The sequence below is a fragment of the Streptomyces dioscori genome (assembly GCF_003024195.1).
Taxonomy (GTDB): domain Bacteria; phylum Actinomycetota; class Actinomycetes; order Streptomycetales; family Streptomycetaceae; genus Streptomyces; species Streptomyces dioscori.
This window is the reverse complement of sequence record NZ_KZ679047.1, coordinates 234,734-258,056: the sequence shown is the minus strand read 5'-3', so window position 1 is coordinate 258,056 and position 23,323 is coordinate 234,734. Positions and strand designations below refer to the sequence as shown.

The 23,323-nt window shown below is 72.1% G+C and carries 21 protein-coding genes; 8 read left to right on the top strand and 13 right to left on the bottom strand.

The features are described from left to right. Positions 1-9: 9 nt before the first annotated feature. Both C6Y14_RS25430 and C6Y14_RS25425 read right to left on the bottom strand, forming a co-directional pair. Positions 10-1,185 (bottom strand): serine hydrolase domain-containing protein, encoded by a 1,176-nt coding sequence (locus tag C6Y14_RS25430; RefSeq protein WP_107019135.1) that lies wholly within the window; start codon positions 1,183-1,185, stop codon positions 10-12. Positions 1,186-1,332: 147 nt separating this feature from the next. After that, on the bottom strand, positions 1,333-2,301 hold the full coding sequence (locus tag C6Y14_RS25425; protein ID WP_107019134.1) for an acetylxylan esterase: 969 nt from the start codon (positions 2,299-2,301) through the stop codon (positions 1,333-1,335). Between the two features lie 212 nt (positions 2,302-2,513). Here C6Y14_RS25425 and C6Y14_RS25420 point away from each other — a divergent pair, with 212 nt between their 5' ends. Continuing rightward, on the top strand, positions 2,514-4,421 hold the full coding sequence (locus C6Y14_RS25420) for a sensor histidine kinase (RefSeq protein WP_107019245.1): 1,908 nt from the start codon (positions 2,514-2,516) through the stop codon (positions 4,419-4,421). Between the two features lie 36 nt (positions 4,422-4,457). On the opposite strand, the gene C6Y14_RS25415 is transcribed toward C6Y14_RS25420, so the two are convergent. The 3 genes from C6Y14_RS25415 to C6Y14_RS25405 form a co-directional block, all read right to left on the bottom strand. Continuing rightward, on the bottom strand, positions 4,458-5,156 hold the full coding sequence (locus C6Y14_RS25415; RefSeq protein ID WP_107019133.1) for a response regulator: 699 nt from the start codon (positions 5,154-5,156) through the stop codon (positions 4,458-4,460). A gap of 91 nt (positions 5,157-5,247) precedes the next feature. Beyond that, positions 5,248-5,712 carry a Crp/Fnr family transcriptional regulator gene (locus C6Y14_RS25410; RefSeq protein WP_107019132.1) on the bottom strand — a complete coding sequence of 155 codons (465 nt, stop codon included), beginning with the start codon at positions 5,710-5,712 and terminating at the stop codon, positions 5,248-5,250. 267 nt (positions 5,713-5,979) lie between these two features. Then, positions 5,980-6,594 carry an Rv1733c family protein gene (locus C6Y14_RS25405; protein ID WP_107019131.1) on the bottom strand — a complete coding sequence of 205 codons (615 nt, stop codon included), beginning with the start codon at positions 6,592-6,594 and terminating at the stop codon, positions 5,980-5,982. 343 nt (positions 6,595-6,937) lie between these two features. Here C6Y14_RS25405 and C6Y14_RS25400 point away from each other — a divergent pair, with 343 nt between their 5' ends. Then, the gene (locus tag C6Y14_RS25400) at positions 6,938-9,379 is read left to right on the top strand and encodes a phosphoketolase family protein (RefSeq protein ID WP_107019130.1); all 2,442 of its coding nucleotides are present in this window, start codon (positions 6,938-6,940) and stop codon (positions 9,377-9,379) included. Between the two features lie 88 nt (positions 9,380-9,467). On the opposite strand, the gene C6Y14_RS25395 is transcribed toward C6Y14_RS25400, so the two are convergent. Next, positions 9,468-10,244, bottom strand: coding sequence for a ferredoxin reductase (locus tag C6Y14_RS25395; protein WP_107019129.1), 777 nt, complete (start codon positions 10,242-10,244; stop codon positions 9,468-9,470). Positions 10,245-10,254: 10 nt separating this feature from the next. Then, positions 10,255-10,860 carry a sulfite oxidase-like oxidoreductase gene (locus C6Y14_RS25390; RefSeq protein WP_107019128.1) on the bottom strand — a complete coding sequence of 202 codons (606 nt, stop codon included), beginning with the start codon at positions 10,858-10,860 and terminating at the stop codon, positions 10,255-10,257. A gap of 254 nt (positions 10,861-11,114) precedes the next feature. Between C6Y14_RS25390 and C6Y14_RS25385 the strand changes: the two genes are divergently transcribed. Together C6Y14_RS25385 and C6Y14_RS25380 are read left to right on the top strand one after the other, a co-directional pair. Next, the gene (locus tag C6Y14_RS25385; protein ID WP_107019244.1) at positions 11,115-12,035 is read left to right on the top strand and encodes a quinone oxidoreductase family protein; all 921 of its coding nucleotides are present in this window, start codon (positions 11,115-11,117) and stop codon (positions 12,033-12,035) included. Further along, on the top strand, positions 12,032-12,760 hold the full coding sequence (locus C6Y14_RS25380) for a GNAT family N-acetyltransferase (protein ID WP_107019127.1): 729 nt from the start codon (positions 12,032-12,034) through the stop codon (positions 12,758-12,760). The genes C6Y14_RS25385 and C6Y14_RS25380 overlap by 4 nt, the downstream gene beginning before the upstream one ends. Positions 12,761-12,805: 45 nt before the next feature. Here C6Y14_RS25380 and C6Y14_RS25375 read toward each other — a convergent pair whose 3' ends face one another. Then, positions 12,806-13,228, bottom strand: a complete 423-nt coding sequence (locus C6Y14_RS25375; RefSeq protein WP_107019243.1) for a MarR family winged helix-turn-helix transcriptional regulator — start codon at positions 13,226-13,228, stop codon at positions 12,806-12,808. A 317-nt stretch (positions 13,229-13,545) separates the two neighbouring features. On the opposite strand from C6Y14_RS25375, the gene C6Y14_RS25370 reads away from it, so the two are divergent. From C6Y14_RS25370 to C6Y14_RS25360, 3 genes are all read left to right on the top strand, one after another. Beyond that, positions 13,546-14,370, top strand: coding sequence for a putative protein N(5)-glutamine methyltransferase (locus C6Y14_RS25370; protein WP_107019126.1), 825 nt, complete (start codon positions 13,546-13,548; stop codon positions 14,368-14,370). A gap of 422 nt (positions 14,371-14,792) precedes the next feature. Then, the gene (locus tag C6Y14_RS25365) at positions 14,793-16,808 is read left to right on the top strand and encodes an NADPH-dependent 2,4-dienoyl-CoA reductase (RefSeq protein ID WP_107019125.1); all 2,016 of its coding nucleotides are present in this window, start codon (positions 14,793-14,795) and stop codon (positions 16,806-16,808) included. A 40-nt stretch (positions 16,809-16,848) separates the two neighbouring features. Further along, positions 16,849-17,406 (top strand): PadR family transcriptional regulator, encoded by a 558-nt coding sequence (locus C6Y14_RS25360; protein WP_107019124.1) that lies wholly within the window; start codon positions 16,849-16,851, stop codon positions 17,404-17,406. A gap of 54 nt (positions 17,407-17,460) precedes the next feature. Here C6Y14_RS25360 and C6Y14_RS25355 read toward each other — a convergent pair whose 3' ends face one another. Together C6Y14_RS25355 and C6Y14_RS25350 are read right to left on the bottom strand one after the other, a co-directional pair. Further along, the gene (locus tag C6Y14_RS25355; protein ID WP_107019123.1) at positions 17,461-18,033 is read right to left on the bottom strand and encodes a hypothetical protein; all 573 of its coding nucleotides are present in this window, start codon (positions 18,031-18,033) and stop codon (positions 17,461-17,463) included. 160 nt (positions 18,034-18,193) lie between these two features. Continuing rightward, positions 18,194-19,192 (bottom strand): fibronectin type III domain-containing protein, encoded by a 999-nt coding sequence (locus tag C6Y14_RS25350; RefSeq protein ID WP_107019122.1) that lies wholly within the window; start codon positions 19,190-19,192, stop codon positions 18,194-18,196. A 430-nt stretch (positions 19,193-19,622) separates the two neighbouring features. On the opposite strand from C6Y14_RS25350, the gene C6Y14_RS25345 reads away from it, so the two are divergent. Next, positions 19,623-20,405 (top strand): glycoside hydrolase family 75 protein, encoded by a 783-nt coding sequence (locus C6Y14_RS25345; RefSeq protein ID WP_107019121.1) that lies wholly within the window; start codon positions 19,623-19,625, stop codon positions 20,403-20,405. Between the two features lie 34 nt (positions 20,406-20,439). On the opposite strand, the gene C6Y14_RS25340 is transcribed toward C6Y14_RS25345, so the two are convergent. The 3 genes from C6Y14_RS25340 to dhaK all read right to left on the bottom strand — a co-directional run bounded on the left by C6Y14_RS25340 (position 20,440) and on the right by dhaK (position 22,548). Then, positions 20,440-20,895 (bottom strand): PTS sugar transporter subunit IIA domain-containing protein, encoded by a 456-nt coding sequence (locus tag C6Y14_RS25340; RefSeq protein WP_404828825.1) that lies wholly within the window; start codon positions 20,893-20,895, stop codon positions 20,440-20,442. Beyond that, positions 20,888-21,487 (bottom strand): dihydroxyacetone kinase subunit DhaL, encoded by a 600-nt coding sequence (gene dhaL / locus C6Y14_RS25335; protein ID WP_107019120.1) that lies wholly within the window; start codon positions 21,485-21,487, stop codon positions 20,888-20,890. The genes C6Y14_RS25340 and dhaL overlap by 8 nt, the downstream gene beginning before the upstream one ends. 68 nt (positions 21,488-21,555) lie before the next feature. After that, a complete protein-coding gene (gene dhaK, locus C6Y14_RS25330; RefSeq protein ID WP_107019119.1) occupies positions 21,556-22,548 on the bottom strand; it encodes a dihydroxyacetone kinase subunit DhaK in 993 nt (330 codons plus the stop codon). Positions 22,549-23,323 lie beyond the last annotated feature (775 nt).

Sequence of the window (23,323 nt, the reverse complement as noted above, 5' to 3'; positions counted from 1 at the left end):
CGGCCGGTTTCAGTCCGTCCGGCCCCGCCCCTGGAGCGCGCTGTAGAGGGCGTCGACGAGTGCCGTCTTGCGCGGGTCGTCGGCGATGTTCGGGCCCATACGGTTCATGACGTATCCCAGTGAGACACCCGCCTCCGGGTCGGCCAGACCACAGGAACCGCCGAAACCGTCGTGTCCGAACGCCCGGGGATTGGGGCCGTAGGACTGATTGGATCCGCTCAGCCAGAGGCCGAGGCCGATCTCCGTCCCGCTTCCGAGGCCATGGCCGAGCACCAGGTCACGACCGGCGCCCTGTCCCTCCCGGACCCGCTCGGCGGCCTCGGGGGACAGGACACGGTGGGTCCCGTACGAGCCCCGGCCGGCGAAGATGCCATACAGCGCGGCGACCGCACGGGCCGTGCCGTGCCCGTTGGCGGCCGGGATCTCCGCGGCCCGCCAGGCCGCCGTGTTGGCCTCGGGCGCACCCGCCGCCGGGTTCGTCAGGGCGGCCAGTGCCACCGGCGCCAACTGGCTGAAGATCGCCGCTTGTTCGCTGGGCTCGGCGGCCGGGGGACGCACCAGTTCGGCCGCGCGCCCGGCCTCCTCCTCCGGCAGCCCGATGCTGAAGTCGATGCCGAGGGGCCCGGTCACCTCCCGCCGAAGGAACGCGCCCGGGAGCAACCCCGAGACGCGGCGCACCACTTCACCGACCAGGAAGCCGTAGGTGAGCGCGTGATAGCCCGACGCCGTCCCCGGCTCCCACCAGGGTTCCGTCGCCGCGAGCCGCTTCGTGGTCAGCTCCCAGTCGAAGAGCTGCTCCAGCGAGTGCGGTTCGCGCAGCCCGGCGAGCCCCGCCCGGTGGGACAGCAGATGCCGTACGAGCACCGACTCCTTGCCCGCCGCCGCGAACTCCGGCCAGTACGCGGCCACCGGGGCGTCGAGGTCGAGCAGCCCGCGGTCGGCCAGGATGTGCGCGCACAGGGCGGTCGGCCCCTTGGAGGTCGACCACACGTTGACGACCGTGTCCCGTCCCCAGGCACGCGTGCCGCCCGCGTCGGCCCAGCCGCCCCAGAGATCCACGACGACCTCGCCACCCAGGGTGACGCTCACGGCCGCACCGAGCTCGGCCCGGTCCCGAAAATTCTCTTCGAACGCGCTGCGCACACCCTCGAAACGCGCATCGCAGTGTCCCTGAACCTGCACCATGGCTCCTCCGTCGTCCACCGGCCTCCCTGCAACATACCGACTGGTCGGACAGCATGAAAGCCCCGGTACAGACAGCCCCCCAAGGGGCGCGGGATACTGCGCGACCAGCCACAGCGAACCCGCAGACATCGGACAACGAACAGCCGCTCAGAAATACGCCGGCAGCCAAGCCAACTTGACCGCCTCCTGGTAAGGCCCCCCGCCCTCGTGGTCGTTGAAGTCGTACACCTCGATCCCCTTGTCGACATGCCCCCACGCGTTGAACGCGGCGAACACCGTCGACGGCGGACACGTCTGATCCTCCAGCGCCGCGGAGAACAACGCGGGCGCCCGCCCCCGCACAGCGAAGTGCACCCCGTCGAAGTACGACAGCGTCCGCAGCACCGACTCGGTCCGCCCGCGGTGCGTCTTCAGGTAGTTCCCGATCTCCCGGTACGGATCCCGGTCCGTCAGCCTCGTCGCGCGCGGGTAGTCGCACAGGAACGGCACATCGGGCGCGACCGCCACCAGGTCCGGCACCAGCCCGCCCACCGCGATCGAGACACCGCCACCCTGACTCGTACCGACGACCGCGGTCCGCGAGGCGTCGACCAGCGGATGCGAGCGCGCGGCTTCCACGGCCCGCACCCCGTCGGTGAACACCCGCCGGTAGTAGTAGTTCTCGGGAGCGTCGATGCCCCGCGTCATGAACCCGGGATACGCGGGCACGCTGCCCACCGGATCGGGCGTGTCACCGCCACCGCCCCACGCGCCGCCCTGCCCCCGCGTGTCCATCACGAAGTGCGCGAACCCGGCCGACGCCCACAGCAGATGCGTATGGGAGAGGCCGCGTCCTCCGCCGTACCCGATGAACTCCACGACCGCGGGCAGCGGCGTGTCCGCCCCGGCAGGAAGGACCAGCCAGCCCCGTACCGGGTGCCCGCCGAACCCGGCGAACGTGACGTCGTGCACCGTGACGTTCCGCAGATGCGTCTCGACCGGCTCGAAGCGTGCGGCCAGGTCGTGCTCGCGCGCCTCCGCCAGCGTCTTTCCCCAGAAGGCGTCGAAGTCCTCGGGCTCCACGGACGCGCTGCGATACTCCCGCAGCTGATCGAGAGGGAGGTCGAACAAGGCCATGGAGGACCGCCTTTGCTACGGATGAGGGTGCGGATGATCCACACCGTACGGGTGGTGCCCGAAGGCCGCCAGGCCATGTCCACGGACGGCCCCGGCGCCCACCGGCGGCCCCGCCACGAGTGGCCCAACTGCGCGATGCCACCGCGTCGTTCACCGGTTACGGTGAGAGACCGGGGGACGACGTCCCGTCGGTTCCCGATGTGGAGGGACGCATGGGCGGGGGCGGACACGGGAACGGTGAGGGCGGCCACGGTGAGGCCGCCCGCGGAGAAGGCGCCCGTGAAGGAGGCGGCCGTGAAGGAGGCGGCCGAGCCGCACGGGAACAGGTGCCGAAGCTGCGCCTCGACGAACTGCTCGACGAGCTCCAGGGGCGTATCGAAACCGTCCGCGGCACCCGGGACCGGCTCCAGGGACTCCTCGAAGCCGTCCTGTCCGTGGGCCGCGAACTGGACCTCGCACAGGTGCTGCGCCGGATCGTCGAGTCCGCGATCGTCCTGGTCGACGCGGAGTACGGCGCCCTCGGCGTCATCGGGCAGCAGCGACAGCTCGACCAGTTCGTGCCCGTGGGCATCAGCGACGAGCAGTGGGCACTGATCGGCGAACTGCCGTCAGGACACGGCCTGCTCGGCGAACTCATCCGGCACCCCGAACCGCTGCGGCTCGCCGAACTGTCCGGACACCCGGCGTCCGCAGGCTTCCCGCCCCACCACCCGCCGATGCACACCTTTCTCGGCGTACCGATCAGCGTCCGCGACACGGTCTTCGGCAACCTCTACCTCACCGAGAAGCGCGGCGGCGGGGAGTTCGACCCGGAGGACGAGGCCGTCCTGTCGACGCTGGCCGTGGCGGCCGGCGTGGCCATCGAGAACGCCCGCCTCTACGAACAGGTCAGACTACGGGAGCGCTGGCTGGCGGCCGGCGCGGAGATCACCAGCGAACTGCTCTCGAACGTGCCCCAGGAACAGGTCCTCGAAGTGATGCTGGAACGCGCCCGGGAGATCACCGCGGCCGACCTCGGCGTCGTCGACCTGATCGTGGAGGGCACCGGCGACCTGCGCGGAGCGCTGGCACGCGGCCGGCAGGCCGAGACCCATCTGGGCCTGCTGCTGCCACGGGAGGGGACCTTCGCGGGCGCCGCGCTCACCGCGGGCACCCTCGTCACCACGACGGACGTCCGCAAGGACACGAGGATCACCTACGGGCCCGACCGCTGGGACGGACTCGGCCCCGCCGTGGCCGTGCCGCTGGGAACGAACGACGGACTGCGCGGCGTCCTGATGCTGGCCCGTGGCGCGGGCCGGCCGCCGTTCAACGAGCGGGAGACCATGTCGCTCCTCAACTTCGCGGGGCAGGCCGCGCTCGCCATGGAGCTGGCGGACCGGCGCCGCGACGCCGAGCAGATGAGCCTGCTGGAGGACCGCGACCGCATCGCCCGCGATCTGCACGACCTCGCGATCCAGCGGCTGTTCGCGACGGGCATGACCCTGCAGAGCGCACAGCGTTTCGTCCAGCATCCGCAGGCCGCCGAGCGGCTGGGCCGGGCCGTCGACGACCTCGACACCACCATCAAGATCATCAGGTCCACGATCTTCGGCCTGCGCGCCCACGAGACGGCGGCCGTGGGACTGCGTGTCCGCGTCGTGCGCGCCCTGGAGGAGGCGGCGGCGGTCCTCGGCTTCACACCGTCCCTGCGCATGGAGGGGCTGCTCGACGTCGACGTACCCGGTGATGTCGCCGAGGACGCCGTGGCCGTGGTGGGCGAGGCACTGACCAACATCGCCCGGCACGCGAAGGCCACCGCGGTGGACGTCGCCCTCGTCGTGCGCGACGGCCACCTCGCGCTCACCGTCACCGACGACGGCACGGGAATGCCCACCGACGGCGACGGCCGCCGCAGCGGCCTGCGCAACCTCGCGGAACGGGCCCGACGCCGGGGCGGCGAACTGCTGCTGACGAGCAGTCAGGGGAGTGACGGAGGAGGCGACGCCGGGAGCGGGCGTGACGTCATGGACGGGAGTGACGTGCCGGCCGGCGGCAGCGGTACGACGCTGACGTGGCGGGTGCCGCTGGAAACCCACCGGGCGCCGCCGGACACCCATCGGGCGTCCGAGGCTCCGTGAACGCCCGGTGCCACTTGGCGGACACGTGCTCCGGCCTCACCGTGCGCCCTTCCGGCCAGGGGGCGGCAGCCGCGCCGCGAGCACCGCCGCCTGGATGCGCCGTTCCACGCCCAGCTTGGCCAGCAGCCGGGAGATGCCGTTCTTGACGGTCTTCTCGGAGAGGTAGAGCCGTTGGCCGATCTGCCGGTTGGTGAGCCCCTCGCCGATCAGGACGAGGAACTCGCGCTCGCGCTCCGAGAGGCCCGCCGGCCGTGCGTCGTCCGGGGCCGGGGCATCGCCCGCCGGGGCCCTCAGGGTGTTCATGAGCCGGCCGGTGGTCGCCGGGTCGAGCATCGACTGCCCCGCCCCGACCGTGCGGACCGCCGAGATCAGGTCGGATCCCTTGATCTGCTTGAGGACGTAACCGGCCGCCCCCGCCATGATCGCGTCCAGCAGCGCGTCGTCGTCATCGAAGGACGTCAGCATCAGACAGGCCACCCCGGGCATCAGGGACCGCAGTTCGCGGCAGACGGTGATGCCGTCGCTGTCGGGGAGCCGGACGTCCAGGATCGCCACGTCGGGCCGCAGCGCCGGCCCGCGTACCAGCGCCTGCGCGCCGGTGGCGGCCTCCCCGACGACCTCCATGTCGGGCTCGGCGTCCAGCAGATCGTGCAGTCCCCGGCGTACGACCTCGTGGTCGTCGAGAAGGAAGATCCGGACCGGTGCGCTGCCGGGCACGTTCTGGCGTTCGGCCATGACCACAACTCCCTGGGTGGCTGGGCTGTCCCGACCGAGCGTCGCGCACCGGACGGGACGCCGACAGGGCCGAACGGTCCCCTTCGGGGGCTCAGCGCGGAGCGCCGCCGCCATGAGGGCCGTACAGGTCGAGCAGTCGCGTGCGCGCGGCGTGCAGGCGCCGGGCGAGCACCCGTCCGACCCACTGCCCGACCGCCGTGCCGAGGGCGGGGTCGGAGTGGCACATCAGACGTACGGTCGAGGCGTCCAGCTCGTACGCCTCGACCGGCGACAGCGCCTGAGCGCCCAACTGCCACACATAGGGCGGGAACAGCCACGACCAGCCGATGAGTTCACCGTGGCCGAGGGTGTCGATGACGGGGGAGCTGCGGCCGGGAACGCGCAGGTCGAGGGCTACGGTTCCGGTGCGCACGATCCAGAAGTGGTCGGCCCGCCCTCCTTCCTCGAAGATGCGTGTGCCCGGTGCGAACGACACCTCCCGCGCGAGCCGCATCAGGCGGTGCGTCTGCTCGGCGGGCAGGGCCTCGGACAGTCGGGGAGTGGAGGTTGCGAGCATGCGGGTCCCCTTTCTGGTGTGCCGCTTTCCGGAATGCCGCGGACATCGCGTCGGGACACCTCCAGGGTCCCGGGCGCCGGCCTCCCGGAACAGGGACCAACCGGTCCCGACAGGGGCCGACAGGTCCCGTTCCGGGGCTGGTGGGCCCGGCCGTCGTGGACGGACGGGCCGCTCCTGCCGCCGCCCGGCCTGCCGCCCTTGACGCCGTTCGTCCCGTCCGCCCGGCCCGCCGCTCCCGCCGCCGTTCGGCCCGTCCCGTCCCGTCCGTCAGGTCCGGTCCCGCGCCCACTCGGGCCCCGTACGGGCCCACTCCCGTTCCCACTCGGCCAGCCGACGGCGTGCGGCGACCCGGCGTATCAGGGCGTGCAGGGCCAGTACGCCGGCCGCGGCCACCCCCGCGGCGCAGGCGCCCACCGCCAGCGCGTGCTGCCAGACCACCGTGCCGCTCGTCGGGGCGGGCACGATCCGGTCATGCCGGTCCAGCCAGATGTACGTGGGGTCGCCGACCCCGGCTCCGGCGGGCACCCGGGTCTCCGCCGTACGCGCCCGCTCGCCCGGCTCCGTCCAGCGGACGCTCACCCGCTTCACCGGCCGCCGGTCCCCTTCGCCGGTGGGCGCGGAGGCGTGCGACCCCCCGACGATCACCGCGAGGACCCGGTGGCGTTCGGCCCGCTGCTCCGCCGCAGTGGACCGCGCCCCGTCGTACGCCCACCAGCCCGCCGCCAGCCCGGCCAGCGGCGCACCGGCCCACAGCACCACGGAGACGACCAGCGCGGTCCAGGCCTCCACCACGTCGGTACGGCGGCACAGCGGATTGTGCCGCCAGCGCCGCCCGATCACCCGCGCCCGCTTCTCGCTCGCCCGCTGTTCCCGCGTCCGCATGTCCGCCTCCTCAGCACCCGTGACCGTGCCGCGCCGCCCGAGCCACCGCCGTACACCGTGCGTGTGCCCCGTGCGGGCCGAACGGACCCTCCCAGGGGCCGGTTCGCCACTCCCGTCCGCCCGGCGGCCGGTGCGAACGTCACGTAGGCGCCCGTAGCGGGGCCCGTCACCGGACACGGCGGCCATCGCCCACGGGGGGCCACTGACACGAACGGCCGAACAACCCGTCCCTCCACGACTGATCGGCGCCCCGTGTGGAACCCGCGTCCCACCCCCTCGCAACCAGCGCGACCGCCGGACCCCCCCCGCAACCCCCGTAATCCTCTGACAGGAGTCCCTCACCATGGCCAAGGACCGCATGGCGGCGCTCGACGCGCACTGGCGTGCCGCGAACTACCTGGCCGTCGGTCAGATCTACCTGCTCGCCAACCCGCTGCTGACCGAGCCCCTGAAGCCCGAGCACATCAAGCCACGGCTGCTCGGGCACTGGGGCACCTCGCCCGGCCTCAACCTGGTGCACACCCACCTCAACCGTGTCATCGCCGAGCGCGACCTCGACACGATCTGTGTGTGGGGGCCGGGCCACGGCGGCCCCGCGGTCCTCGCGAACTCCTGGCTCGAAGGCAGCTACACCCAGACGTACCCGGACATCACCCGGGACGCCGCCGGCATGGAACGCCTCTTCCGGCAGTTCTCCTTTCCCGGCGGAGTCCCCAGCCATGTCGCCCCCGAGACCCCGGGCTCCCTCCACGAGGGCGGCGAGCTGGGCTACTCGCTCGCCCACGCCTACGGGGCCGCCTTCGACAACCCGGATCTCCTGGTCACCTGTGTGATCGGGGACGGCGAGGCCGAGACGGGACCCCTCGCCGGCTCCTGGCACTCCAACAAGTTCCTCGACCCGGTGCACGACGGCGCCGTCCTGCCCGTCCTGCACCTCAACGGCTACAAGATCGCCAACCCCACCGTGCTCGCCCGTCTGCCGCGCGCCGAACTCGACGAACTCCTGCGCGGCTACGGGCACGACCCCATCCATGTGTCCGGCGACGACCCCCGACGCGTCCACCGGGACCTGGCGAAGGCGATGGACCAGGCGCTGGACCGTATCGCCGAGATCCAGCGGGAGGCCCGCGACGGAAGGGCCGGCCAGGGCGGCAAGGCGCAGAGCGGTGGGGCTCGGAGCGGCAAGGCCCGGAGCGGCAGGGGCCGCGGCGGCACGAGCGAGGGCGCGGCGAGCGGTCGTCCCCGCTGGCCCGTGATCGTCCTGCGGACCCCGAAGGGCTGGACCGGCCCGGCCGAGGTCGACGGCGAGCCGGTCGAGGGCACCTGGCGCTCCCACCAGGTCCCGCTCTCCGGTGTCCGCGAGAACCCCGAGCACCTGCGTCAGCTGGAGGCCTGGCTGCGCTCGTACCGGCCCGAGGAACTCTTCGACGCCGAGGGGCGCCCCACCCGCCTCGTCCTCGACGGCGTGCCCGACGGTCCCCGCCGTCTCGGCGCCAACCCGCACACCAACGGCGGCCTGCTGCTGACCTCGCTGCCCTTGCCGGACCTGGACGACTTCGCCGTCCCCGTGGACAAGCCCGGCGCGAGCACCCACGAGCCCACCCGGGTCCTCGGCGGCATGCTCGCCCGCGTCATGGCCGACACGGCCGGACAGCGCAACTTCCGTGTCGTGGGCCCCGACGAGACCGAGTCGAACCGCCTGGGCGCGCTGTACGAGGCGACCGGCAAGGCCTGGCAGGCCGAGACCCTCGACACCGACGAACACCTCGCCCGCGACGGCCGCGTGGTGGAGGTCCTGTCCGAACACCTCTGCCAGGGCTGGCTTGAGGGCTACCTCCTCACCGGACGGCACGGTCTGTTCTCGTCGTACGAGGCGTTCGTGCACATCGTCGACTCCATGGTCAACCAGCACATCAAGTGGCTCAAGACCTCGCGGGAGCTGCCGTGGCGGGCGCCGCTCGCCTCCCTCAACTACCTGCTGACCTCGCACGTCTGGCGCCAGGACCACAACGGCTTCTCCCACCAGGACCCGGGCTTCGTCGACCACGTCCTCAACAAGAGTCCGGAGGTCGTACGGGTCTATCTGCCGCCGGACGCCAACACCCTGCTGTCCGTGGCCGACCACGCCCTGCGCAGCCGCGACCACGTGAACGTGATCGTCGCCGGGAAGCAGCCCTGCTTCGACTGGCTGTCCATGGAGCAGGCCCGCGCCCACTGCGCGCGGGGCGCGGGCATCTGGGAGTGGGCCGGCACGGAGAACGGCAACCGCGAACCGGACGTGGTGCTGGCCTGCGCCGGAGACGTACCCACCCAGGAAGTCCTGGCCGCCGCCTCCCTGTTGCGCACCCACCTGCCCGACCTGGCGGTCCGGGTCGTCAACGTCGTCGACATCGCCCGGCTGATGCCGCAGGGCGAGCACCCGCACGGGATGGCCGACTCCGAGTACGACGCCCTCTTCACCGCGGACAAGCCGGTGATCTTCGCCTACCACGGCTATCCCTGGCTGATTCACCGGCTGGCCTACCGGCGCACCGGCCACGCCAACCTCCATGTGCGCGGCTACCAGGAGTCGGGCACCACCACGACCCCCTTCGACATGGTCGTCCGCAACCGCCTCGACCGGTACCGCCTCGTCATGGACGTCATCGACCGCGTCCCGGGCCTCGCCGTGCGCGCCGCCGCCGTACGCCAGCGGATGGCCGACGTGCACACCCGCCACGAGGCCTGGATCCGCGAACACGGCACCGACCTGCCCGAGGTCGCCGAGTGGACCTGGTCCGGCTGACAAGGACGGAAGACGCAAAGACACGCGCAAAGACAGGCGTGAAGACATGTGTCGTGTAAAGACACGTGTGATGCGGGCTTCGGGGCGGTCAGCCGAAGCGTTCGATCCGGATACGGTCCACCGGCTGGCCCGCGTCCACCAGCAGCCGCGAGGCATGCTCGGCGAACCCGTTCGAGCCGCACACATAGGCTTCCCACCCACCATCGGGCGCGTCTGCCAGGAGGCGCGCCACATGTGCGGCCGCCACACGGCCCACGGCCACACCTTCCGGGGCGCTGCGCGTGAACACCGTGGTCGTCTCGGGTCCGTACTCCGACGCGTAGATCAGCTCCTCGGGGCCGCGGGCCGACACCAGCAGCCGCAGGGGCACCGTCAGGTTCCGCGCACGGTGGTGGCGGACCATCGACATCAGCGGTACGACACCGGAGCCCGCGCCGATCAGCAGGGCGGGCCGGTCGCCGGGCCAGGCGAAGAACCCGCTGAGCGGTCCGCGCAGCTCGACCTCGTCGCCGGGCTTGGCCACGGTGTGGAACCAGCCGGACACCTCCCCGCCGTCGACGTGGTCGAGGGTGAGTTCGACGTGTCCGTCGTCGTCGGGGGGCGAGGCGATCGAGTAGTGCCGCTGGGCGACGTAACCGTCCTCGGCCCGCAGCCGGAGCATCAGATGCTGGCCGGGCAGATGCCCCGCCCACGCGGGCACGGCGAACCGGAAGGTCGACGCGTACGGCGTCTCCCGGCGGACCTCGGTGAGGGTGGCGCGCTGCCAGGTGGCCGCGGCCCGGTTGCTCACCGCGATCCGGCCGGGCACGGCGAAGCGTGTCGCGGGCGCGGCGGCCGGCGAGGGCGTGGAGGTTGTCGAGGACATGGGGGTCGTCTCAGTCACCGGAGTAGCGCTGCTCTTCCCAGGGATTGCCGCGGTGGTGGTAGCCGTTCTGCTCCCAGAAACCCGGCTCGTCGTGGTCCAGGAGACGGATGCCCGCGATCCACTTGGCGCTCTTCCAGAAGTACAGGTGCGGCACGATCAGCCGCGCCGGGCCACCGTGCTCGGCGGGCAGCGGCTCGTCCCCGTACTCCCAGACGATCCAGGCCCGTCCGCCGGTCAGATCGGCGAGCGGCAGGTTCGTGGTGTAGCCCGTGTGCGAGTAGGCGACCGCGTGGGTGGCCTCGGCGGCCGGGCGGGCGAGATCGAGGAACGCGTCGAGCGACACCCCCGAGAACCGCACGCCGAACTTCGACCAGCTCGTCACGCAGTGGATGTCGCCCTCGTAGGCGGACGGCGGCAGCGCGTGCGCCTCGTCCCAGGACCAGGTGCGCTCCTCGGCGACCAGTCCGTCGACGGTGAACGTCCACTGCGAGGTCGCCAGCTCCGGCGTGACCTCCGCGGACAGGACGGGCCAGTCGTCGCGGGCGTCGTACTGGCCGGGCGGCAGTCCGTCGTTGCGGACGCGCGGACGCCCGGCGAAACCCCGGGTGACGTTCATCGGGTCACGTTCATGCGAGTGGTGCCTCCAGGCCCACCGGACGGCGGCCCTTGATCGTTGCGTACGCCCTCCACGGTACCGGGCCCGCCGACGGCACCCCACCGGGGATCATTGCCGCCGTATGAACACTCGCCGGGTCCGGCGGTTCCCGGGAATAGCCGCACCCGCGATCTTCCTTGCCGATAGTGCCCAGCCAGTGGCCGGCCATGGCCCGGCCAGTGGCCTCATCGGCGTGAAGGAGAGTGACGGAGCAGATGCCCAAGGCGTACGTCTTCACCCAGTACGGCGGTCCGGAGACCGAGGCCCTCGTCGAACAGGACCGGCCGTCCCCCGGGCCCGGCCAGCTGCTGGTCGCCGTCCGGGCCGCGGGCGTCAACCCCGTCGACTGGAAGCAGCGCACCGGCTACCAGCGGCCCGGCCAGCAGCGGCGTGAACTGCCCGCCGTCCTCGGCAACGAGGCCGCCGGTGTCGTCGAGGAGATCGGCGAAGGGGTCACCGGCTTCGCGGTCGGCGACGAGGTCTTCGGCAACCCCGTGGCCGGCGGTTACGCCCAGTACGCGCTGTTCCCCGTGGCCGTGACCGCGCACAAGCCCGCCGGTGTCTCCTTCACGGACGCGGCAGCCCTGCCGGTCGCCGCGGCCACCGCCTGGGACGGAGTACGCCAGCTCGGCCTGCCGACGGGCGCGACCCTCCTGGTCACGGGCGCGGGCGGCGGTGTGGGCGTCGCGGTCGCCCAGATCGCCCGCGCCGACGGCCTGAACGTCATCGGAGTCGCGAGCGCCGGCAAGAAGGACCTGGTCGAGTCCCTCGGCGCCGCGCACGTGCCCTCCGGCCCGGACTTCGCCGAGGGTGTCCGGGCGTTGGCGCCCGACGGCGTGGACGCCGTGTACGACCTGGTCGGCGGCGAGGTCCTGGAGGCCGCGGCCGAGCTGGTGAAGGACCGCGCCGAGCTGATCACCGCAGGCGGCAAGGACATCGTGGAGGGCCTCGGCGGCTCACCCGTCGTACGGGCCCGTACCGCCGCGGTCCTCGACGAGGTGGTCCGGCTCGTCGTCGACGGCAGGCTCGACCCCCTGGTGACACGGACCTTCCCCCTCGAAGAGGCCGGCGAGGCGTTGCGTACCGTCGAAGAGGGCCACGCCCGCGGCAAGGTCGTGATCGAGGTCGCGGAATGAGCGACACGCCCCACATCCTGGACAACCCCGCGCGTGCCTCGCTGACCGGCCCGCACGCCCACTTCGCCGAACGCCGCGGCCGGGTGCTGCGCTATCAGGCCGACGTGTCGCCCTGGCTCGCGCTGCCCGACGACCCCGGCGCCGACGACTGGGCCGACGTCGCGGCGCTCGCCGGACCGGGCAACGAGATCGCGCTGCCCGGTTTCCGCGGGGAGATCCCTCAGGGCTGGGAGGTCACGTTCCGCGGGGAGGGCGTGCAGTTCGTCGACGACGGCCTGGCCGCCGCGCCGGACCCGGAGGCCGTCCGGCTGGGCCCCGCCGACGTGCCGGAGATGCTGGCTCTCGTGGAGCGGACCAGACCGGGCCCGTTCCTGCCGCGCACGGTCGAACTCGGCACCTACCTCGGGATACGCCGGAACGGGGCCCTGGTCGCCATGGCGGGGGAGCGGCTGCATCCGCCCGGCTGGACGGAGATCAGCGCGGTCTGCACCGACGCCGCCGTCCGCGGCCAGGGCCTGGCGACCCGGCTGACGCTGGCGGTCGCGCACGGCATACGCGCCCGGGGCGAGACCCCGTTCCTGCACACGGGCGCGGACAACACCACCGCCGTCCGCCTCTACGAGTCACTGGGCTTCCGGCTGCGGCGCAGGACCAGGTTCCTGGCGGCGCGGGTGCCGGAGCGGCCGGAGAGGCTGGAGGACGGGCGGGTGGCGGCGGTCGGCTGAGGGGGAGGCGAAGTGGGCGCCCGGGGTTGCGCCCTCGGGCGCCGCTCAGCCGGTCGCGGGCGAGTCGGCCGGGCCCGGGTCCGTGCCTGGGCCCGCCGCGTTGTACCGCAGCAGATAGCCCGCGAACCGTCGAAGATCCTCCTCGGGCCAGCCCGCCAGCCGCTCGCGGAAGGCCACCCGGCGGCTCGCGGTCACCTGCGCGAGGATCTCCGTCCCGGCCGCCGTGAGGTGGAGCACCTGCACACGCTGGTCCTGCGGATCGGACCGTCGCTCGATCAGCCCGGCGCCTTCGAGGGCCGACACCTGGCGGCTGACCGTGGACTTGTCCAGGGCGTAGTGGGCGGCGAGATCGGTGGCGCGGCAGCCGCCGCGCTCCTCCAGATGACCGAGCAGTGTGTACGAGACCAGGGACAGCTCCGGGTGCAGACGCCCGGCCGAGGCCCGAGCGCGGCGGGCGAAGGCCGTCATCTCGTGATGGATCGTCTCGATGGCGACGTCGGCTGCGGTCCCGTCGGCTGCGGTCACTGGCCTGCCCCTCCCTGATGGTTGCACGATACAACCATCAATTGCGTGGGGCAATCACAGGGTCGGCGTGTAATGTTGCCGTCCGGTTGCGGGTCGTGGACTGCCCTCAGCCGCGCCGGACCAAGACCGAGGAGGTGAGCCCCATTACCGCTGTGTCAGCTCGGGTGCTCCCGCCTCGTGGCCTCGTCGGCAACAGGTGACCTAGGCCCTGCCGGCCTCGGAGAGCGCTCTTCGGCTTCCCGAAAGGCTCCTCGGCTTCCATGCCACCTTCTTCACCTTCTTACGTGCATGTCGTCACCGCGCTCCGCTCCGCGGGGTGTGTCTTCGCGGAGGACGAGGCACGACTCATCCTCGCCGCCGCCCGTACCCCGGCCGAACTCACCGCCATGGTGGACCGTCGTGCGGCGGGCCGGCCCCTTGAACACGTCGTGGGCTGGGCCGAGTTCAGCGGTCTGCGGATCTTGGTGGAACCCGGCGTCTTCGTACCGCGCCGGCGCACGGAGTTCCTGGTCGGGCAGGCCGTCGGTCTCGCCCACGCCCTTCCCTCCGAGACGCCGGTCGTCGTGGACCTGTGCTGCGGTTCGGGGGCGGTGGGGGCGGCGCTCGTGGCGTCGATTCCCGGCGCCGAGCTGCATGCCGCGGACATCGACCCCGTTGCTGTCCGCTGCGCGCGCCGCAACGTCGGCGAACGCGGCCGGGTCTACGAGGGTGACCTCTTCGGGCCGTTGCCGCGCGGTCTGCGCGGGCGGGTCGGGGTGCTGGCGGCGAACGTGCCGTACGTGCCCACCGGGGAGGTGGGGCTCCTGCCGCCGGAAGCCCGCGACCACGAGCCGCTGGTCGCGCTCGACGGGGGAGGGGACGGGCTCGACGTCCTGCGCCGCGTGGTGGCGCAGGCGCCGGGGTGGCTGGCGCCCGGGGGGAGTCTGCTCGTCGAGACGAGCGAGCGGCAGGTGGGGCTCGCCGTCGAGATCTTCGCCGCGGCGGGGCTTGTGGCGCGCACGAAGGTCTCGACGGAGCTGCACGCGAACGTGGTGATCGGCCACCACACACTCGGCAACCGCCCGCGCAGTTCCCCGCGCCCCTGAAAGCTCGGGGGCGTGAGCGGGACTGCATCTGCGGACTCGCCGTGGCTGGCCGCGCAGTTCCCCGCGCCCCCAAAGACGCCGCCCGCGCCACGATGGGCCGCCACCCGCCAAAGGACCACGAGGAACGACAGGAGCAGCCACGACGTTCCCGCACGTCAGATCACACCTGAGCCCCCGCCCCCCTGGGGGCGCGGGGAACGGCGCGAGCAACCACGACGTTCCCGCACCTCAGATCACACCTGAGCCCCCCACCCCCTGGGGGCGCGGGGAACGGCGCGACCAGCCACCCCGGAGCCGCACCCGCAGACGACCCCCTCGCGAGAGGTTCTCGTCACAATGAGCCCCTCCCTTTTGCAACTAGTTGCATAAACCCCCGGGCGTCGTCTACAAACATGGGGACGACGCCGCGCACGGAGGGGCCAATGACCCACTACCCACACCTGCTCAACCCGCTGAACCTGGGCTTCACCACCCTGCCGAACCGTGTACTCATGGGCTCCATGCACATAGGCCTGGAAGAGGCAGAACACGGCTTCCAGCGCATGGCCGAGTTCTACGCGGCCAGAGCCCGCGGCGGCGTAGGCCTCATCGTCACCGGCGGCATCGCCCCCAACGACGCGGGCCGCCCCTACGACGGCGGCGCCAAACTCACCACCGAGGCGGAAGCAGAACAGCACGCCGAAATCACCGCCGCGGTCCACCGCGAGGGCGGGAAGATCGCGATGCAGATCCTGCACTTCGGCCGCTACGCCTACCACCCCGACCTGGTCGCCCCGAGCGCACTGCAGGCCCCCATCAGCCCCCACACCCCCCGCGCCCTGACGGACGACGAGGTCGAGCAGACCATCGACGACTACGCCAGGACCGCCCGCCTCGCCAAGGCCGCCGGTTACGACGGCGTCGAGATCATGGGCTCCGAGGGCTACCTGATCAACGAGTTCATCGCCGCCCGGACCAACAAGCGCGACGACCGCTGGGGCGGCAGCTACGAGAACCGCACACGCTTCCCCCTCGAAATCGTCCGCCGCGTACGCGAAGCCGTCGGCGAGGACTTCATCGTCATCTACCGCCTGTCGATGCTGGACCTGGTCCCGGGCGGCTCCTCCCTCGACGAGGTGATCACCCTCGCCCAGGCCGTGGAGGCCGCGGGCGCGACCATCATCAACACCGGCATCGGCTGGCACGAGGCACGCATCCCCACCATCGCGACCTCGGTGCCGCGAGGCGCGTACGCCTGGGTCACCAAGAAGGTCATGGGCGCCGTGTCGATCCCGCTCGTGACGACGAACCGCATCAACACCCCCGAACTGGCGGAGCAGTTGCTCGCGGACGGCCACGCGGACATGGTGTCGATGGCCCGCCCGATGCTCGCCGACCCCGACTTCGTCAGCAAGGCGAGGGCCGGCCGCCCGGAGGCCATCAACACCTGCATCGGCTGCAACCAGGCCTGCCTCGACCACACCTTCAGTGGAAAGATCACCTCCTGCCTGGTGAACCCGAGGGCCTGCCACGAGACGGAACTGGTCCTGGCCCCGACCCGTACCCGTAAGCGGATCGCTGTCGTGGGCGCGGGCCCGGCCGGACTGGCCTGCGCGGTCAGTGCCGCCGAACGCGGACACGAGGTCACCCTCTACGACGCCGCGGCCGAGATCGGCGGCCAGCTCAACGTGGCCCGCAAGGTCCCAGGCAAGCAGGAGTTCGATGAGACGATCCGTTACTTCCGCACGCAGCTCGAACTGCACGGCGTGGACGTCCGGTTGAACACCTGGGTGACCGACGGCGACCTCGCCGCGTACGACGAGATCGTCGTCGCCACGGGCGTCGGACCGCGCACCCCCGACATCCCCGGCGTCGACCACCCGAGCGTCGTCGGCTACCTCGACGTGCTGCGCGACGGCGCCCCCGTCGGCGACCGGGTCGCGATCCTCGGCGCGGGCGGCATCGGCTTCGACGTCGCCGAGTACCTGACCGACAGCGGCGACAAGGCGAGCGAGGACCCGGCGACGTACTTCCGGCACTGGGGCGTCGACATGGACTACCAGGCACCCGGCGGCCTCGGCGCCCCCGAGCGGCCTGCCCCGCCGCGCAGCGTCCACCTCCTGCAGCGCAAGGCGTCCAAGGTCGGCGCGGGGCTCGGCAAGACCACCGGCTGGATCCACCGGTCCGAGCTCAAGCATCGCGGAGTCACCATGGTCCCCGGCGTCCGGTACGACCGTATCGACGACGCAGGACTGCATGTCACCGTCGGCGGCGAGAGCTCCGTCCTGCCGGTCGACACCGTCGTGCTCTGCACGGGCCAGGAACCCCGCCGCGACCTGTACGAGGCACTGCTCGCCGCGGGCCGCAGCGTGCACCTCATCGGTGGCGCCGACGTGGCGGCCGAACTGGACGCCAAGCGGGCCATCAAGCAGGGCACCGAGCTGGCGGCGGCGCTGTAGGCCGCCGGACCCCGCCCTGACCCGTCCCTAGGATGACCCCATGTCACTCCCGCACGCGATCCTCACCGCCCTGCTTGAGAAGCCGTCGTCGGGGCTGGAGCTGACCCGCCGCTTCGACAGGTCGATCGGCTACTTCTGGTCGGCGACGCATCAGCAGATCTATCGCGAGCTGGGGAAGCTGGAGGCCGAGGGCTCCATCAGGGCCCTCGCCTCGCAGCAGCCGGCCCGCGGGCAGAAGAAGCGGTACGAGGTCCTGCCGGCGGGCCGCGCCGAACTGGCCCGCTGGACCGCCGCGTCCCAGGACCCCAAGCCCCTGCGCGACACGCTGCTGCTGCGGCTGCGCGCGGCGGCGGTGGTCGGCACCGCGGGCATCGGGGAGGACCTGCGCCGCCATCTCGACCTGCACCGGCGGCAGTTGGCGGAGTACGAGGAGATCCAGGAGCGCGACTTCCCACCCGGCAAGGACGCTCCCGCGGACCGGCTCCAGCATCTCGTCCTGCGTGCGGGGATCGATCTGGAGACCTTCTGGACGGGCTGGCTCACGCACGCTCTGGCGGAGTTCGAACGCATCCCGGCCGAGGGATCCACCACACCCTGACCGGCCCGGTCACGGCCGAACAAGTCGCGGCCGAACGGGTCACGGCCGAACCGGTCACAAGCGGTTCGGCTTGGAGCGTCGGCGCAGGACCCAGACGGTGGCTCCGACCCCGGCGGCCACCAGGACCCCGCCCGCCGCGTAGGTGACGGTGCCGTAGTCCTGACTGGTGCTGCCCATACCGCCCATCACCCCGCGCGAGGGTGACGCCGTGGCCGTGGCCGTCGCGGTCCTCGTCGCCGAGATGGTGGGTGTCGAGACCGGCGAGACGGTCACGGACTGGGTACCCGCCGTCGACCCGTCGGCGCACACCACGACGACGGTGTACGTACCGGAGGTGACGCTCGACCAGGCCGCGGACTGACTGCCGCTGGTCCCGGACAGGGTCACCTGGCGCCCCTGCGCGAAGTTCGCCTGACCGCTGGAGAGCAGCGAGGCGTTCCCCATCGATCCGTTGGACCTGGTGACGCACGCGGTGGTGGTCACCTGCACCGTCCCGCCACTGGTGGTCACATCGATGCCCGTTGCCGCCGCGGCGGCCGTGCCGGGCATGCCCGCGGTGAGGGCCAACGGCAGCGCGGCGACCGCCACGGCCTGCACGGAGCGGACGAGTGTCTGAGTCATACGCATAGGACTGCCCTCCAGCGGCACGGTGGCGGTACATCCCATGAGCCGCCTGGGGTCGGGAACGCCCGTGCTGCCTTCGGACCGAGCCAATGCGACGGCCACCGTTTCCGCATGCGGGCCAGGACCGTACAGGTGAACAATTGCCGTGGTGCGCGGCTCTTCCTCACGACTTCCCGGTCGTCACCGTCCGCTCCGCCGAGAAGGCGCCCCACGTGCCGTCCGGCAGCTTCGCCCGGAGCCGTACCCGCTGGACGAGCCCGGCCTCACGGCCCACGTAGAAGCTGTACGTCGCCCTGCCGGGCGGAGGGGTCGCGCCCCAGACGAGCGAGGTGACCGGCTTCCGGTCGAGCTGGATCTGGTACTCCGTGATCACTCCGTCCACTTCCGGCTGGATCCAGGACAGGTCGAGGTAGTGCGCCCCGTCCTTGCGATGCGTCGTGGCGCGGAACGCGGAGGGCGCCATGCCCGTCCCGCCGTCCGTGCCCTTCGCGCCGTCGGGGCCCGCCGGGGTGGTGATCCGGACCGCCTCGCTCGCGGGCGAGACGTTGTCCGCCGCGTCGCGCGCCCGGACCGTGAAGGAGTAGCGCGTCCCCGGCCGCAGCCCGGTGACCACGGTCGCCGTCTGGGCACCGCCCACACTGTGAATCTTCGTGCCGCCCTGATAGACGTCGTACGAGGCCACGCCCAGGTCGTCCGTGGACCGGGTCCAGGACAGCTGCGCGGCCCGGCTACCGACCGCCTTCCCGCCGGGACGCCCCGGGCGGCTCGGGGCCCGCTCGTCGGCAGCGGTCGCGGCGGGCGTGGTGGCCCGGACCCGTTCGCTCGGCGGCCCCAGCCTGCCGTCGGCGTCCCGGGCCCGCACGGAGAAGGCGTACTGGGTCGAAGGCTTGAGCCTGGTGATGTCGACCATGTACTCGGAACCCGGCACTTCCTTCACCTTTGTGGTGCCGCGATACACCTCATAGCGGGTTACCGCGGGTTTTCCCGAGGCCCGGTTCCACATGACATGCACGCTGGTCGCGCTGCCCGCCGCCGCGGTGACGCCGGCAGGAGCGCCGGGAGGCCGGCCGTCCTCGCCCGAGCCCTGCCCGGTCCGACCGCAGGACACCACCATGAGCAGCGCGCCCCAGACCACGGCGGCTCGCAGGAGTACGCGTCGCACAGCCCTGCCCTCCTTCGACCCTTCCACAACGAGATTGGTCCGGACCAATATGGCGTCCTCGGTGGGGCCGTAACAAGAGGGCCGCCGTTCGCGATATCGGCCGATCGTTACGTATGCTGATCCTCCAAGCGGCTGAACTCACCCATGTCGCAGGGAAGTTCATGCCCTCGGTGCGGAATGCTGTCGTCGCTGATCCCGCGCCGGCGAGGGCGGCCGGGTGGCCGGAGTCGTCGACGAATCCGGCCACCCGACCCCCGACGGCACGTCACCCGGCACGTCAGCGGGTACATCCCCCTCGTACATCCCCCCGTACGTCCGACGCGTCACCGGACGTGCACCGTACGGCCCCCCAGCAGTGGCCGCACCGGCGGACCCCCACCAGATTGGGCTGAGTGTTCGTCAGTGCCCGCTCAGGAGAGGGTCTTCTATCGTGCGTGTCCGGTCACTGATGCTGGCCGCGGCCGGTGCCGCCCTGGTCGCCCCCACCGCGCTCCCCGGCGCCGCCCCGCCGCCCGAGGCCGGGCACGAGCGGGCCGGATACGGCGGCCCGAGCGCGGGGAACGTCCCGCGAGCGGCTGGTGCCCCGGAGGCCCAGAAGGCGCAGAAGGCAGAGAAGGCACCGCCTCCGGGGAACGTCCGGGCCACGGAACTCCTGGCGGCCGTACGCGACTGCGCTCCCGTCTCGGACGACCGCTTCAGCAGCGACGACGGCGAGCCCGCAGACATCGAGGTCTGCGGCAGACAAGAGGCCGTCTTCTGGAAGGCCGACCTGGACATCGACTGCGACGGCAGGCCGGGCCGGCACTGCAACGCACGCACCGACCCGCTCTTCTGCGACACCACCGCCTTCCAGCAGTCCGACGGGCGGCAGCTGAGCGCCGAGCGACTGCCGTACGTGGTCGTGCCGGGCCCCAGCCACCGCTGGGACCACCAGGAGCACGACGTCCGGCGCGGGACGGTCGCCGCGGTCGTCCACGGCGACCGTGTCCGGTACGCGGTCGTCGGCGACATCGGCCCCGAGGACATCATCGGCGAGGCCTCGTACGCCCTGGCCCGGAACCTCGGGCTGAGCCCCGACCCGAAGGGCGGCGGAGCGGCGTCCGGAGTCACCTACATCCTGTTCAAGGGCTCCGGAGCCTCTCCCATCGAGAGCCCCGGGGCAGCCGTCACCCAGGGGGAACGGCTGGCCCGCGAACTCGTCGGCCGCAGCTGAGCCACACCCTTCTCGGTGTTTCTGCGTGCCGGTGTCAGACCTTCCGGTACGTGTACGCCTCCGCGGCCGCGGCCTCCACCGCCGCCAGGTCCGCTCCGGCGGACGCCGTGACGACCGCCGCCACCGCGCCCTCGACGAACGGCGCGTCCACCAGCCGGGTGTCCGGCGGCAGTTCGTCGCCCTCGGCCAGCAGGGCCTTCACGGTGAGGACCGCGCTGCCCAGGTCCGTGAGAACGGCGACCCCGGCGCCGCGATCCACGGCGGCCGCCGCGGCGGAGATCAGCTCGGAACTGGTGCCCAGACCGCCGTCGCCGTCACCGCCCGCCGCCGCGACCGGGGCGAGCGTGCCGCCGCCCGCGAGCCCCGTCGCCAGTTCGGCGACCGAGGCGGCCACCGCGGCGCTGTGCGACACGAGCACGACACCCACGAGCCTCGCGCCGTCGCCGTCGGCTGTCCCGCCGTTCGTCCCGCCGCTCACGAGGTCACTCACCGGCCGTCTCCGCGAGCGCCGCGATCAGGATCGCCGAGGAGGTGGCACCGGGATCCTGGTGCCCGATACTGCGTTCGCCCAGATAACTCGCCCTGCCCTTGCGCGCCTGCAGCGGAGTGGTCGCCTGAGCACCCTCCTCCGCCGCGGACCGTGCGGCCGCGAAGGACTGTCCCAGCGCGTCGACCGCCGGCAGGAGCGCGTCGATCATCGTCTTGTCGCCGGGCGCCGCGCCACCGAGCTGGGTCACGGCGTCCACGCCGGTACGCAGCGCCTGCGCGAACTCCGCCTCGTCGACCTCGGCGGCGTCACCGAGCGCCTTGCCGGTGCGCCGGAGCAGAGTCCCGTACAACGGGCCCGAGGCGCCGCCCACCGTCGAGATCAGCGTGCGTCCGGCGAGGATCAGGACAGCGCCCGGGGTGCCGGGCTCCTCCTTCTCCAGCGCGGTCGCCACGGCGCGGAAACCCCGCTGCAGATTGCTGCCGTGATCGGCGTCGCCGATCGGTGAGTCGAGGGCGGTGAGCCGTTCCGCCTCGTGTTCCACGGACACGGCGGTCGCCGTCATCCAACGGCGGAAGAAGTCGGCGTCGAGCACTGGATCTCCTTGCGTGGTGAGGGTGTTGCCGGGTCGCGCCGGGAGGTACGAGGAAGGGGTACGGCCCCTCACATGCCCCAGCGCAGACCCGCGGTACGCACCGGCGCGTCCCACAGCCGCAGCAGGTCCTCGTCGACCTGGCACAGGGTCACCGAGGCGCCGGCCATGTCGAGCGAGGTGACGTAGTTGCCGACGAGGGTGCGGGCCACCGGGACGCCGCGGTCGGCCAGGATCCGCTGCACCTCCGCGTTGAAGCCGTACAGCTCCAGCAGGGGGGTGGCGCCCATGCCGTTCACCAGGACCAGAACGGGGTTGCGGGGGTTCATGTCCTCCAGGACGGCGTTCACCGAGAAATCGGCGATCTCCCGCGAGGTCATCATCGCCCGCCGCTCCCGGCCGGGCTCGCCGTGGATGCCGACGCCCAGCTCCAGTTCCCCCGGAGGCAGATCGAAGGTGGGGCTGCCCTTCGCGGGAGTGGAGCAGGCGCTGAGCGCGACACCGAAACTGCGCGAGTTCTCGTTGACCTGACGGGCCAGCGCCTCGACCCGTTCCAGCGGCCGGCCCTCCTCGGCCGCGGCGCCCGCGATCTTCTCCACGAACAGCGTCGCGCCGGTGCCGCGGCGGCCGGCCGTGTAGAGGCTGTCGGTGACGGCCACGTCGTCGTCGACGAGCACCTTGGCGATCTGGATGCCCTCGTCCTCGGCCAGCTCCGCGGCCATGTCGAAGTTGAGGACGTCACCGGTGTAGTTCTTCACGACGAAGAGCACCCCGGCGCCGCTGTCCACGGCCGCGGCGGCCCGTACCATCTGGTCCGGCACCGGGCTGGTGAACACCTCACCGGGACAGGCGGCGGACAGCATCCCGGGACCCACGAATCCGCCGTGCAGCGGCTCGTGCCCCGACCCGCCGCCCGAGACGAGCCCCACCTTCCCGGCCACCGGCGCGTCCCGCCGCACGATCACCCGGTTCTCGACGTCCACGGTCAGCTCGGGGTGCGCGGCGGCCATCCCCCGCAGCGCGTCCGCCACCACGGTCTCCGCGACGTTGATGAGCATTTTCATGGGTACCTCCTGGGGTGCCTGGCAGGGCGTTCAGTCTGCGTTCCAGCTGTTCGAAGCGTATGACGTGCGTGCGGGAGCGGCCCCACGAGTGTCGGTGGGGGTGCCGTCATCGGCAGTATCGACCCGTCGCCGGCGAAGGTCACGCCTCGACGCCGGCGGCTGCGCCGAACCGTCTGAACAACACCGAAACGCAGCTCGCTCGAACAATAAACACAAAGGAAACACGCGGCTCGGTCGGCACGGGTAGGTTTTTCGAAACGTCGTGGTGTTCCCCTGTTCACGTTGCGTTCTTTTTTGATACGGGGTCGTTTGCGCCTGATGTTCCTTTTGCTCAACCGTCCTGGTCTCTCAGTCAGAAGGAGCTGTCCGTGCTGGACCGCCCGCGCGAAACGCAGCCACGTCGCACGGACGCCGGAGACCCGGCGAAGCGCCGCACGCAGAGTCCGCGGCCCTCGCTGGCCTCCTTGCAGAGCCAAGCGGGCAACAGGGCCGTCGCGGCAGCGATCCAGCGTGCGTCGAGTGGTCCCCGTCCCGGTTCCGCAGGGGCAGATCAGCGGCAGACGGGCTCCGCCGAGACAGCCGCCCTGGTGACCGGCAGGGGCCGGTCGAACTCCGCCCCCGCCGACCTGACCTCGGCCGCCGAAGTGCCGCAGCCCTCCCGGGAGGATCAGGAGGAGGCGGGGGAGCGTCGTCGGGTTGCGGCGGTGGCGGTGGATGCGGCGGCGGAGGGTGGTCGTCGGCCTGGGCGGTTGGAGGAGCGTCGGCGTCGGGTCGG

Coding starts and splice junctions, on each gene's coding strand:
- C6Y14_RS25380 (WP_107019127.1), top strand. CDS start 12,032: ATGAGCGACACGCCCCACATCCTGGACAACCCCGCGCGTGCCTCGCTG.
- C6Y14_RS25395 (WP_107019129.1), bottom strand. CDS start 10,244: ATGTCCTCGACAACCTCCACGCCCTCGCCGGCCGCCGCGCCCGCGACA.
- C6Y14_RS25420 (WP_107019245.1), top strand. CDS start 2,514: ATGGGCGGGGGCGGACACGGGAACGGTGAGGGCGGCCACGGTGAGGCC.
- C6Y14_RS25385 (WP_107019244.1), top strand. CDS start 11,115: ATGCCCAAGGCGTACGTCTTCACCCAGTACGGCGGTCCGGAGACCGAG.
- C6Y14_RS25365 (WP_107019125.1), top strand. CDS start 14,793: ATGACCCACTACCCACACCTGCTCAACCCGCTGAACCTGGGCTTCACC.
- C6Y14_RS25415 (WP_107019133.1), bottom strand. CDS start 5,156: ATGGCCGAACGCCAGAACGTGCCCGGCAGCGCACCGGTCCGGATCTTC.
- C6Y14_RS25410 (WP_107019132.1), bottom strand. CDS start 5,712: ATGCTCGCAACCTCCACTCCCCGACTGTCCGAGGCCCTGCCCGCCGAG.
- C6Y14_RS25430 (WP_107019135.1), bottom strand. CDS start 1,185: ATGGTGCAGGTTCAGGGACACTGCGATGCGCGTTTCGAGGGTGTGCGC.
- C6Y14_RS25390 (WP_107019128.1), bottom strand. CDS start 10,860: ATGAACGTCACCCGGGGTTTCGCCGGGCGTCCGCGCGTCCGCAACGAC.
- C6Y14_RS25360 (WP_107019124.1), top strand. CDS start 16,849: ATGTCACTCCCGCACGCGATCCTCACCGCCCTGCTTGAGAAGCCGTCG.
- C6Y14_RS25425 (WP_107019134.1), bottom strand. CDS start 2,301: ATGGCCTTGTTCGACCTCCCTCTCGATCAGCTGCGGGAGTATCGCAGC.
- dhaK (WP_107019119.1), bottom strand. CDS start 22,548: ATGAAAATGCTCATCAACGTCGCGGAGACCGTGGTGGCGGACGCGCTG.
- C6Y14_RS25400 (WP_107019130.1), top strand. CDS start 6,938: ATGGCCAAGGACCGCATGGCGGCGCTCGACGCGCACTGGCGTGCCGCG.
- C6Y14_RS25370 (WP_107019126.1), top strand. CDS start 13,546: ATGCCACCTTCTTCACCTTCTTACGTGCATGTCGTCACCGCGCTCCGC.
- C6Y14_RS25405 (WP_107019131.1), bottom strand. CDS start 6,594: ATGCGGACGCGGGAACAGCGGGCGAGCGAGAAGCGGGCGCGGGTGATC.
- C6Y14_RS25355 (WP_107019123.1), bottom strand. CDS start 18,033: ATGCGTATGACTCAGACACTCGTCCGCTCCGTGCAGGCCGTGGCGGTC.
- C6Y14_RS25375 (WP_107019243.1), bottom strand. CDS start 13,228: ATGACGGCCTTCGCCCGCCGCGCTCGGGCCTCGGCCGGGCGTCTGCAC.